Source organism: Haloarcula sp. CBA1122 (assembly GCF_009741785.1).
GTDB classification, from domain to species: Archaea; Halobacteriota; Halobacteria; order Halobacteriales; family Haloarculaceae; genus Haloarcula; species Haloarcula hispanica.
Map to the genome: position 1 here is coordinate 45,105 of NZ_WPCB01000022.1, position 10,950 is coordinate 56,054.

Below are 10,950 nucleotides of genomic sequence, written 5' to 3' on the forward strand. Positions count from 1 at the left end.
GTTCTATACGATCATCGTCGCTGCTGATGCCACACTGCCGAATCGCTGTGCGACTTCCCGTGCGATTGGACCTTTCAGCTCGGTCCCGCGCGGGTCCTCGTTTTCGTCGACGATGACGGCCGCGTTGTCTTCGAACTTGACGCGGGTGCCGTCGGGTCGACGGATCGGCTTTCGCTGGCGGACGACGACGGCTTCGAGCACCTGACGACGCATTTCGGGCGTCCCCTTGGTGACCGAGACCGTGATCTTGTCGCCCAGCCCAGCTTTGGGGTGGCGGTTCTTCGTTCCCGAGTAGCCGTGGACGGAAATGACCTTGAGTTCGCGCGCTCCCGTGTTGTCCGCACACGTAATGAGCGAGCCCTTCTCGAGGCCTTGCGTGACGTCAGCACCGAGTGCTTCCATCAGGCATCACCGTCCTGTTCGTCGGCGACCACGCCGACAACGACGTGGCTTTTCGTTTTCGAGAGCGGTCGACACTCTGCTATCGTGACCGTGTCACCGACCGCGAGGTCGAGACAATCGGGTGCGTGAGCCGGAACGCGGCTCCGCCGCTTCATGAAGCGGTCGTATTTCGGCACCTTCACGTCGTACTCGCGCTCGACGACAACGGTCTTCTCCATGTCAGTGGAGGCTACCTCGCCGTTCAGTGTCTGTCCGCGCACGGAGAGCTCTCCGTGGAACGGGCAGTTCTGATCGGCACAGGTTTCCTCCGGTTCCTGTACGTTCAGTCCTAGCGCCATAGTGAATCTCCTGTGTTCTCTGTGCGACGAGCGGGACGCGCGACGAGTCGGTCCCCGTCGACCCGGACTCGCTGTCCGTCGACGGTGAACGAAAAGGTCGCGCTGTCCTTCGGCACGTGCCACACCCGGTCGGCCCCCTCGATTGTCAGCATCTGTGTCGTCTCCATGACGACAGTGCCGCTGATACCGACGGCGTCCGGGTTGGACGCGGCGACGACCTCACAGTCGAGGCCGACGAGTTCGTGTCGTGGGAGCGTCTCGGGTGTCAGTGGCATTATTCGTTCTCCTGCAGGTCGCCTTCTTCGCCCTGAATCGTCTTGATGCGGGCGATGGCTTTCCGCAGCTCCTTGATGCGACCGGGGTTTTCCGGTGCACCACCCGCGGCCTGCACGGCCCGGGCGTTCAGCAGTTCGGTCTTCAGGTCGTCGAGTTCCGCCTCGCGCTCGGCGGGCGTCATGTCCCGAATCTCCTGGACGTGGAGGACGGTCATTCGTCGTCAGCCTCCTCGTCCATTTCGTCCATCAGCTCTTCGGCTTCCGCCTCGACGTCCTCGTCGAGTTCCTCGTCGACAGCGTCTTCGAGTTCGTCGACGTCGACGTCCTCGACATCGTCGTCAGTCGGGACCTCGACGTCTTCCTCGACGATTTCCTCGTCGACGAACTCCTCGTCAGCCTCGGACTCGTCGTCGGCCCCGGTGGCCACGTCTTCGTCGAGTTCCTCGGCCGTCTCGCTGTCTTCAGGCTCGCCTTCGAGGAGTTCCTCGACGGACTCGCCGTCGGTGTCGGCCACGTAGTCCTCGACGTCGACATCCTCGTAGATCTCGAAGTCGTCGGGGAGCTCCGCGTCCGGCGGGATGATCTTGACTCGGACCCCGATGGTACCGAGCTTCATCACGGCGACGCCGACACCGCTGTCGACGATCTCCTCTGCGGGTTCGCCGTTGTGCTTGACGTAGCCGCGGTTGAACTTCTCCACGCGCGAGCGTGCACCCGTGACCTTCCCGGAGAGGACGATCTCTGCACCGAGTGCGCCCGACTCCATGATGCGGTCGATGGTGGTGTGGCCCGCTTTGCGGAAGTACCAGCCACGCTCGAGTGCGTTGGCCAGTCGGTCCGCGACGATGCGGGCGTTGAGGTCCGGCTCGTCGACTTCCTGCACGTCGACTTGCGGGTCGTCGAGGTTGAATCGGTCCTCGAGTTCCGTCGTGATCTTCCGGATGTTCTTCCCGCCCTTGCCGATGACCATCCCTGGCTTCTCGGCTTTGAGCACGATCTGGGTCCCCATCGGCGTCTTGGCGACGTCCATGCCGCCGTAGCCGGCGCGACCGAGTTCCTCTGCGAAGAACTCGTCGATCTGGGTCCGCTGGAGTCCGTCCTCGATGAACTGTTGTTCGTCGGCCATTAGTCTTCGACCTCCGGCTCTTCGAGGATGAGTTCGACGTCGACCTGCGGGCTGTTCCACGCCGAGGCACGCCCCATCGCGCGGGGCTTGCGACCCTGCTGCTCGCCGACCTTGTGGGCGGCGACGTGCGTGATCGTCATGGCCTCACCGTCGAAGCCCTGGTGGTCGGCGTTGCCGACCGCGTTCTCGAGCAGGTCGAGGAAGGCCTTGCTGGCCTTCTCCGGGTAGCGTCCGGCGTCCCAGCCGTCGACCTTGCTTTTGTGGCCGACGCCCGAGTTGTGCTGTTTGAACGGAACGGGCTGGTCGCCCTCGATAACCGCGTCGAGGTAGTCGACAGCCTCGCCGGCCGTTTTGCCCTTGATTTCGCGGGCGATGGCCTTGCTGTGCTTGAAGCTCATCTGCCGCTCCCGGAGCATCGCTTTGGCCGTCGTGTCCGGGTCGGCTTCGACTGAGTAACTGATTCCCATGATTATTTGAGCGGTACGAACTTCGAGGAGCGTGTCGCTCCGATACCGGCCTGACCGTGTTCGACGCTACTCCGTGTGAGCTGGAACTCACCGAGGTAGTGGCCGAGCATCTCGGGCTCGACTTTGACACGCTCGAAGTTCTGGCCGTCGTGGACGGCGAAGGTCAGCCCGACCATCTCCGGGACCACCGGCATGTCGCGCAGGTGTGTCCGGATCGGGTCGTTGGCTGTCTCCTCTTCGCCGGCCTCGCGGGCCTTCTCGAGGAGCTTGTGTTTCTCCTCGGTCAGGCCGCGTACGATACTTCGCCGCTGTCGAGCGGGGAGCAGTTCCGCGACTTCCTCGAGCTCCATCTCCTGCAGCTCGTCGAGCGTGTGGCCGCGGAAGGAGAACTCTCCTTCGTGGCCGATTTGATATTCTGAGCTCATTCGTTGCCACCTCGACCAGTTCGCTTCGAGGCGATGTCCCCGACCTTACGGCCAGGCGGGGCGTTCCGCGAGATGGACTTGGGCTTGCCGGGGTGCTGGCGGCCGCCGCCACCGAACGGGTGGTCGACGGCGTTCATCGCCACACCGCGGACGTTGGGCCACTTCGTCCCTCGCGCTTTCATCTTGTGATGCTTGTTGCCAGCCTTCACGAACGGCTTGTCAGTTCGGCCGCCACCGGCGACGACGCCGATGGTGGCACGACACTGCGGGTCAAGCCGCTTCATCTCCCCGGAGGGGAGCTTGACGACCGCGACGTTGCGGTCGTGGGTGAGCAGTTGGGCGTTGACACCCGACGCGCGGGCGAACTTCCCACCGTCACCGGGACTGGATTCGACGTTGCACACCGGGACCCCCTCTGGGATCTCGGCCAGCGGGAGCGTGTTCCCGGGTGCGATCTCGGCGCTGACGCCGACCTGTAGCTCGTCGCCTACCCCGACGCCTTCCGGCGCGAGAATAAGTCGTCGGTCGCCGTCTTCGAACTCGACGGCAGCGACCGGAGCCGAGCGGGCAGGGTCGTGCTCAATGTCGACGACCGTGCCGGCGATGACGTCGCCGTCCTCGACCTTGCGGTGCTCCAGATCAGCCTTGTAACGGTGCGACGGAGCACGGAACGTGGAGGTCCCGCGGCCGCGCCGTTGTCCTTGGATTCGTCGTCCCATCGTTAGAACACCCCAATTCTGGAGGCGACTTCCTGGGCGTCGTCGTCCTCAGAGAGGCGAACGACGGCCTTCTTCTCGCCGTCCATCGTGTTCTGCGTGTTGACCTGTTCGACTGTCACGTCGTACTGCTCCTCGACGGCGTCGGCGACTTCGCCCTTGGAGGCGCGGTCGTCGACGGCGAACTGGAGCTTGTTCTGGAAGTCCATGTCGTTCATGGCCTTCTCGGTGACGTGTGGGTGTTTGATGACATCCCAGCTCATCGCTCGGCCACCTCCGCGAGTGCGGATTCCGTGAAGACGGTGAGTCGACCGGGCGCGCCGCCGGGCGCGAGGTCTTCCGTGTTGACCTCGCTTGCGGTCGCCACGTCGGCGCCCGCGAGGTTGCGGGCGGCCTTCGACGGCTCGTCGCTGGTCACGAAGAGGATCGAGGCGGGACGACGGTACTTCCGTCCACGGGCCGAACCCTGTCCAGCCTTGATCTTCGTCTCGTCGGCGCGGTCGATGTCCGCGTGGACGTCGAGCGCCTCCAGCAGCGAGACGACTTCCTGCGTCTTGACGAGGTCCTCGAAGTCGTCGGAGACGACGACGGGCACTTCGTCACGGTCGAACTCGTGGCCGCGGTCGGCGACGAGGTCGGCGTCGGCCGTCGCGGCCAGCGCCGAGCGAACGGCCAGCTGCCGTTCCTTGTCGTTGAGGTCGAGCGAGCGGTCCTTCTCGGCTTTCGGCGGGTGGGCGCTTCGCCCCTTGACCGCCTGCGGGACGCGGCGGGCACGGCCGTCCTGCTTCGGGACGTGTGCCTGGCCGCGGCCGCTACCGAAGGACTCGGCCGGCGTTCGGAGGCCGGCGTACTCGTCGGACCCGTAGTCCTGCTTTCGGTTGGCCTGTGCGGCACGTACAGCTTTGCCGATGAGGTCGGACCGAACCGGCGTCTCGAAGACGTCCGGCAGGTCGACCTCGCCGTCTGTGTTGCCGTCCAGGTCGTAGATTGTTGCCTGCATAGGTTATCCCTGGTTCGATTCGTTGGAGACGTAGCGCACCTCGGGGTCGAGGCGCGGCTGGTCGTTCGGACGCACCGCGGGCCGGAAGCGCACCAGGCGCTTGTCCGGACCGGGTACGGAGCCCTTCACGAGCGTGTACGGCCCATCGACTTCGCCGTAGTTGACGAAGCCGCCATCGACGGTCGGTTCGTCGCCGTCGCCGATGTCGATGAGGCGCTTGTTGAGCTCGGTGCGCTGGTGGTAGCCGGTCTGCCCCTGCTGGGGGACCGTCGAGCGCACACGGGACGGGTTCCACGGACCGAGGTTGCCGATCCGTCGGCGCCATCCCTGGCGGGCGTGCTTGCCTTTCCGCTTCTGGACGCCCCATCGCTTGACGGGACCCTGCGTCCCTTTGCCTTTCGTGACACCGGCCACGTCGGCGTACTCGCCGGCGCGGAAGATGTCGTTCATGGCGTGTTCGCCACCGTCCTCAACGAGGTCGAGGGCGTGGTCGAGGCGGTCCGAAACGGACCCACCGCCGACGCGAGTCTCCATCACGTCGGGCTTTTTCTTTGGGACGCTCGGGACGGCGTCGGGGACGGTGTGCGTAATGAGTCGCACGTCCCCGAGGTCACCGGCCTCGAGTGCGTCTCGTACCTGTTCCTCAGCAGCGTCCGGATCGTGGTCCTCCGGAACGTCCAGGGTCCGGTCGAGTTCCGAGTGGAACTCGTCGGTCCAGACTTCCGTCAGCGGACGCTGACCGTACGGCGTGTCTTCGTACGCTCGCAGGGCGACGGCGCGCATCGGCGGCGTCTCGATGACTGTCACCGGGACAGTCTCCTCCATCCCCTCGCGGGGGGAGTTGGGTTCGTCGTTGACGAGCACGACGTGTGTCATGCCTGCCTTGTAGCCGGCGAACCCTTGGACGCCCGGCTGCCCGTCGTCAGACGGCCAGCTGTTGAAGCGAGGCGTCTCGCTCGTCGAGCGCTTGCGCGGGCCGAAGCCCAGCGAGCCTTTGCGTGGTCTGCTTGGTTGTGGCATTCGTTTACTCCGTGAGGGTTAGACAGGTGAGGGAGGCGAACAGAGCTTCTTCCGTTCGCACGACCTCACTGCCCTGGTTCGGAACCGTATTCAGCCAGAGGTCGAACCCTTCTGGTTCGTCGCTCGTCTGGTCTCCCCCGACGGCGTCCGGGGCAACGTCGAGTATCGACGGTAACCCGCGCTCGGGTGCCCCGAAGGCGACGGTCATGCCGCCCTCGGCGTCGCGCCGCTCGGCCAACTGGCCGAGACGGGTCGACGTTACCGGCTCGCCGTATCGCGAGGACGCGATAGTGAGCCCGGCATCGTCGCGCGAGAGTGCCGCATCGAGGTCCGCGGCGACAACGTCGAATCCCGTTGTGGGGGCGTCGACGAGTTTCGCCCGGACCGGCCGTCGCGAAGAGACCCTGACGGTCACGCGCTCCCCCTGTTCCACGTCCATATCCGCTGGGACGGGAAGGGAGATCGGGTGTTGCATGCCGCAATTGACCCGGACGCGCCCATCAGCTCCGACCTCGGTCACGATTCCCTGTCTTAACGACCCCGAACCCTCAGATCCGGAGCCGGTCTGTGAACGCACGCGGAGCGGCGGCAGGACGCCGACGTACTCCAGTTCGTCCCGCTTACCCCACATCTCCTTTCGGAGGTGCGGGGGGCGTCGCGGCGTACCGCAGCACGGTTTCGACGAACCCGTCTTCCCACTTGCCCGCCCCGTCAGGGTCGGGGTACACTGTCAGCCGATCAACCCGGTAGACCGCGGCCGCGCGGGCCACGTAACCGAGCTTGCGAGTTGCCTCGCGTCTGTCTTCGGCTTCCCGTGCGAGGGAAGACGGCACGAGTACGCTGGTCGTCATGCCGTGACGCTTCCACGTCGCGCCACTAGACTGTGCCGATATCTCCCCTTCCCGGGCTTAAAAAGGCCCCGTTTCGCGTTCGCGATGCGTCGCGTTCACATGGTCCGTCATGCCGGTTCGGGACCGATGGGACCGTTCACTGGATTGCCGCTTCCGAAAGGCCATGCCCCGTGAAGTCATCACACGATACGGCTCTCAGACGGGGCGGCGATTGCCCTCACTTCCCATGGTTTTCCCCGGAAAACGGAAGGCTTTTTACTCTCACCCCCGCCAGATTTGATTGCAACGAGGCGTTGCGCGCTGGTACCGAGCGGCCGACGGCCGTGAGGGTCAGTGCAGAACGAAGCGAGCGCTGGTAGTGTAGTTGGTATCACGTGACCTTGCCATGGTCACAACCTGGGTTCAAATCCCAGCCAGCGCATTTCTCTTCATCCAAACTCCTGAGCGGTGCGTTTTATCGCGCCGCGTACTGGATGCTGTAATCGCACTGGATTTGAGCCCTGCCAGTCGCAGCGCCCACAACGAGCGTAGCGAGTGAGGACACGGGTCTGTTTTTCCGTCCAGTTCCCTCAGTGAATGTCTGTCAGCAACCACCGTTTCGTGGGCCTCACCATTTGTGCGTCCGAGTTCTCACTGTGTAGAGTTATCATCTATCCGCAACAAAACCCGGCAGTTAACAGTCTGCAAGCCAGTTAGAGGGTACGATGGATTCTGCTGGGGATATCAGTGTACTCGTCGTTGATGACAGTGATTTCTTTGTCGAGATAGCGTCGGAAAAGCTCAGTGACGCACACGGCTTCACCACCAAAACGGCAAGTACAGGACAGGAAGCGCTTGCGTCGTTACGAGAGCAGCGTGTCGACTGTGTCGTCAGCGACTACAAGATGCCAGGCATGGACGGGCTGGAGCTGTGTACCGAGGTGAGTGAGGAGTTTGACATACCGTTTATTCTACTAACCGGGCAAGGCGGGGAGGACGTAGCCAGTGACGCAATCGGGACCGGTGTCGATGATTACCTTCAGAAGAAGAAAATCATAGACGGAGAACGACTCCAGTTGCTCGCCACGCGGATACGCAACGTTGTCGGGCAACACCGTGCACAACAGAAGTACGAGAAACTGGTCGACAATACACCGGACGAAATCGTGGAGGTCTCCACCGACGGACGAATCCGTGCAGCGAACAAGTCGATGGCGCGGGCACACGATACCACGCGCCCGGAACTCATCGACTCGCAGTTGTCGGACGCACTCCCGGCCGAAATAGCGTCCGACCGCCTCGAATACGGTCAACGCGCCATTACCGCCGGGAGCGCGGTGACGTTTCAGGATTCCATTGGGGTACGTCACTTTCACAACATTGTCACGCCGCTCAGCGAGACTGGGGACACAAACACTGTCCAGTTCATCTCCAGAGAAATTACACAGCAGAAACACGACGAGCAGAAACTCAAAAAGACAAAGCGAGAGCTCGAACAGTCCAACGAGAAACTGGACAAGTTCGCGAGCGTCGTCTCGCATGACCTCCGGAACCCGTTGATGGTTACGAGGGCCAGAGTGGATTTCGTCCGAGATGATGCGCCCACGGAGCACGTCGAGACGATGGAGAGGAACCTCGACCGGATGGAAACGATGATAGACGAATTGCTGACACTCGCTCGTGTGGGCGAGAGCATCACCGACTTGTCTCGGGTCGCACTCGCTGCCGTCGCTGAAGACGCGTGGGAACACACCCAGACAGACGGCGGGACGCTCGAACTGAACCTTACAAGAGATGTCGCGGTTGAGACAGACCGTGACCGCCTGCTACAGGTTTTCGAGAATCTCTTTCGGAACGCGTTCGACCACAACGACACGCCGCTGACTATTCGAGTGGGGACACTCGACGATGCGGACGAAACTGAGCTTTCGGGCTTCTATATCGAAGATGACGGCCGCGGCATCCCCCCAGAGGACCGGACGACTGTTCTTGAACACGGGTACACGACGAGCAACGACGGGTCCGGATTCGGACTCTCTATTGTCACGGACATCGTCACCGCCCACGGCTGGGAAATCACCATCAGTGAGGGCCGCGACGGCGGGGCACGCTTCGACATTTCTCTCTGATTCTGTAATGCCCTACGTGGCGGATTCGTCCCACAGGTGCCACTCGTTGTTATGCTATCGAAATCGACAGTGTCAGTGCCTGACGAGTAGCGGCGAATTCACACAGCGTACTTCTCTGTCCCGAATTGGAAGGAACCTGTCGCATGGGGTCGCGTAGCCCTTCGTACACACCCGTCAGTCGTCGTTCCGGTTCGACGACCTATTACGTGCCGTCGCGGGAGAGCTGTCCACCAGAGGGTGTATCGTGCCAGCCGAGACCCTGTTATTTCGGTCAGCTGTTCTGAGGAGGTCGGGTGCCGTTTTGAGTATGGAGTACCATTATTTGTTGTCCCATCGTCAGTCCGGTTGTATGACAGACGAGACGGTCCACGAGTCACAGGAAACGCGGAGCCGAAGAGGAATTGCGTCGTACTTCCGACGGCTGGCGAACAGGCTCAGCCGCGGTGAGCCGGCCCCGGCAGATGAGGAACAGACTGTGACGGTCACGCCGCCGGCCGAATCCGAGTTCGAGGTTGAGGTCGAGCAGGAAGACGGCACTGTCACACTTGAAATCGATATGCAGTGGGACGAAGACGAGGGGGAGGTAGCGACTGACGTGGCTGCGAGCAAGGCGACCTTCGAGGTGTACGAGGACAATGCCGAGCAGTACCGCTGGCGGCTCGTCCACGACAACGGAAACATCATCGCCGACAGCGGGGAAGGCTACGCCTCCAAGCAGAAGGCCGAACAGGGGCTCGAAAGCGTCAAATCCAACGCACCCGGCGCGTACGTCGTCGACGAGTCCAAAGACGACGACGGTGTTGTCGAAGAGGGGGGCAGCAAAGCGACGTTCGAACTCTTCAAAGACAGCGAGGGCAAGGCGCGCTGGCGGCTCCGCCACGACAACGGGGAAATAATCGCGGACTGCGGACAGGGCTACGCCTCCAAGCAGAAGGCGAAGCAGGGCCTCCAGAGCGTGAAGACGAACGCTCGCGGGGCTCCGGTCGAGGAAGGCGAGTAAGCGCTTCGAACGGGAGTTTCTTCGGTCCAGTCCCCAGGCGAGTACCACAGCGGTTAGGTCGCGGGCACGCGTCGGAACCGGTATGACCTGCATAGGGTTTCTCTCGGTCGCACCGGTCATCGAAGGGAGCATGTCTTCCTACGTCGCCGACGCCGTCGCGGCGCTGGAAGCGTTCGACGTCGAATACGAGACGACGCCGATGGGGACCATCATCGAAGCGGAGGACAGCGAGGAGCTGTTCGCGGCCACCCACGCGGCTCACGAGGCCGTCGGCGAGCAGAGCGACCGCGTGAGCACGTTCCTGAAGATCGACGACAAGCGGACCGTCGACCAGCAGGCGCGGGACAAGGTCAACGCCGTTGAGGAGCATCTGGGTCGGGCAGCCAGAAGCGACGCGGCCGAAGGCGGAGATTAAAGGGAAGGGTGCCAAAGACGGCGTATGGACAGTCTCAATCGGATGGCCACGGAACTCGTTGACGAGGCCATCGACTTCGCCGACGAACTCACGATAGACGTACACGCGCTGGAGGGCGACGCCGCGGTGCTGGACTTCGGCGTCGAGGTCCCCGGCGCTGTCGAAGCCGGCATGCTACTCGCGGAAATCCAGACGGCCGGGCTGGCGACGGTCCAGTCCACGATGGCCACCGTCGACGGCGCGCCGCTGAACCACGTCGAACTGTCGACGGACCACCCGGCGCTGGCCCTGCTGTGCTCGCAGAAGGGCGGCTGGGAACTGACTGTCGACGACTTTCAGGCACTCGGGAGCGGTCCCGCACGCGCGCTCGTCGCTGAGGAGGAGGCCTTCCAGCGCATCGGCTACCGCGAGGACGCCGACTTCGCCGTGCTGGCCCTGGAAACCGACGAACTGCCGGACGAGGACGTTGCGAGCCAGGTCGCCGAGCGTACCGGCGTCCCCGAGACGGGCGTGTTCCTGCCGTCGTTCGCAACCGCGAGTGTCACCGGGAGCGTCGTCGCCGCGGCCCGGGCCGCCGAACTGGCCGTGTTCCGGCTGGCCGAACTCGGCTTCGACCCGGTGTCGGTGCTGTCGGCCAGCGGCCGCGCGCCGGTCGCGCCGGTCGCCGGCGACGAAGCGACCGCGATGGCCCGGACCACGGACGCGCTCGCCTACGGCAGCGAGGTCCACCTCACTGTCGACGAATCCTCGACCGCTTCGACGAGGTCCCGTCCGTCGCAGCCGAAGAGTACGGCGAGCCACTGGAGG

At 63.6% G+C, this 10,950-nt stretch carries 14 protein-coding genes, 1 tRNA gene and 2 pseudogenes; 5 read left to right on the top strand and 12 right to left on the bottom strand.

What is annotated here, in order from left to right; translation table 11 throughout:
* Positions 1-3: 3 nt before the first annotated feature.
* The 12 genes and pseudogenes from GJ630_RS10660 to GJ630_RS10715 form a co-directional block, all read right to left on the bottom strand.
* Positions 4-402, bottom strand: a complete 399-nt coding sequence (locus GJ630_RS10660) for a 50S ribosomal protein L14 (protein WP_004516961.1) — start codon at positions 400-402, stop codon at positions 4-6.
* Positions 402-740 carry a 30S ribosomal protein S17 gene (locus GJ630_RS10665; RefSeq protein ID WP_004591559.1) on the bottom strand — a complete coding sequence of 113 codons (339 nt, stop codon included), beginning with the start codon at positions 738-740 and terminating at the stop codon, positions 402-404. Before GJ630_RS10665 ends, GJ630_RS10660 begins: the two co-directional genes overlap by 1 nt.
* On the bottom strand, positions 731-1,015 hold the full coding sequence (locus GJ630_RS10670; RefSeq protein WP_191449874.1) for a ribonuclease P protein component 1: 285 nt from the start codon (positions 1,013-1,015) through the stop codon (positions 731-733). Before GJ630_RS10670 ends, GJ630_RS10665 begins: the two co-directional genes overlap by 10 nt.
* Positions 1,015-1,230, bottom strand: a complete 216-nt coding sequence (gene rpmC, locus GJ630_RS10675) for a 50S ribosomal protein L29 (protein ID WP_004516964.1) — start codon at positions 1,228-1,230, stop codon at positions 1,015-1,017. Before rpmC ends, GJ630_RS10670 begins: the two co-directional genes overlap by 1 nt.
* Positions 1,227-2,141, bottom strand: coding sequence for a 30S ribosomal protein S3 (locus tag GJ630_RS10680; RefSeq protein WP_064287665.1), 915 nt, complete (start codon positions 2,139-2,141; stop codon positions 1,227-1,229). Before GJ630_RS10680 ends, rpmC begins: the two co-directional genes overlap by 4 nt.
* On the bottom strand, positions 2,141-2,608 hold the full coding sequence (locus tag GJ630_RS10685; protein ID WP_008312913.1) for a 50S ribosomal protein L22: 468 nt from the start codon (positions 2,606-2,608) through the stop codon (positions 2,141-2,143). The genes GJ630_RS10680 and GJ630_RS10685 overlap by 1 nt, the downstream gene beginning before the upstream one ends.
* A gap of 2 nt (positions 2,609-2,610) precedes the next feature.
* Positions 2,611-3,033, bottom strand: a complete 423-nt coding sequence (locus GJ630_RS10690; protein WP_004516967.1) for a 30S ribosomal protein S19 — start codon at positions 3,031-3,033, stop codon at positions 2,611-2,613.
* Positions 3,030-3,752, bottom strand: coding sequence for a 50S ribosomal protein L2 (locus tag GJ630_RS10695; RefSeq protein WP_004957415.1), 723 nt, complete (start codon positions 3,750-3,752; stop codon positions 3,030-3,032). Before GJ630_RS10695 ends, GJ630_RS10690 begins: the two co-directional genes overlap by 4 nt.
* A 2-nt stretch (positions 3,753-3,754) precedes the next feature.
* Positions 3,755-4,012: a 50S ribosomal protein L23 gene (locus GJ630_RS10700; RefSeq protein ID WP_004591553.1), complete on the bottom strand. Its 258-nt coding sequence runs from the start codon at positions 4,010-4,012 to the stop codon at positions 3,755-3,757.
* The gene (gene rpl4p, locus GJ630_RS10705) at positions 4,009-4,749 is read right to left on the bottom strand and encodes a 50S ribosomal protein L4 (protein WP_191449875.1); all 741 of its coding nucleotides are present in this window, start codon (positions 4,747-4,749) and stop codon (positions 4,009-4,011) included. Before rpl4p ends, GJ630_RS10700 begins: the two co-directional genes overlap by 4 nt.
* Before the next feature lie 3 nt (positions 4,750-4,752).
* Positions 4,753-5,769, bottom strand: coding sequence for a 50S ribosomal protein L3 (rpl3p, locus tag GJ630_RS10710; RefSeq protein ID WP_008312890.1), 1,017 nt, complete (start codon positions 5,767-5,769; stop codon positions 4,753-4,755).
* A gap of 4 nt (positions 5,770-5,773) precedes the next feature.
* A pseudogene (locus tag GJ630_RS10715) lies at positions 5,774-6,620 on the bottom strand (putative RNA uridine N3 methyltransferase).
* A gap of 349 nt (positions 6,621-6,969) precedes the next feature.
* On the opposite strand from GJ630_RS10715, the gene GJ630_RS10720 reads away from it, so the two are divergent.
* The 5 genes and pseudogenes from GJ630_RS10720 to mch all read left to right on the top strand — a co-directional run.
* Positions 6,970-7,041: transfer RNA gene (locus GJ630_RS10720), tRNA-Gly, on the top strand.
* Positions 7,042-7,324: 283 nt separating this feature from the next.
* Positions 7,325-8,728 carry a hybrid sensor histidine kinase/response regulator gene (locus tag GJ630_RS10725; RefSeq protein WP_064287668.1) on the top strand — a complete coding sequence of 468 codons (1,404 nt, stop codon included), beginning with the start codon at positions 7,325-7,327 and terminating at the stop codon, positions 8,726-8,728.
* Between the two features lie 349 nt (positions 8,729-9,077).
* Positions 9,078-9,728 carry an HVO_2922 family protein gene (locus GJ630_RS10730; RefSeq protein ID WP_050007733.1) on the top strand — a complete coding sequence of 217 codons (651 nt, stop codon included), beginning with the start codon at positions 9,078-9,080 and terminating at the stop codon, positions 9,726-9,728.
* An 82-nt stretch (positions 9,729-9,810) separates the two neighbouring features.
* Positions 9,811-10,143: an MTH1187 family thiamine-binding protein gene (locus tag GJ630_RS10735; RefSeq protein WP_064287669.1), complete on the top strand. Its 333-nt coding sequence runs from the start codon at positions 9,811-9,813 to the stop codon at positions 10,141-10,143.
* Positions 10,144-10,167: 24 nt separating this feature from the next.
* Positions 10,168-10,950: pseudogene (mch, locus tag GJ630_RS10740) on the top strand (methenyltetrahydromethanopterin cyclohydrolase); the annotation flags it as partial.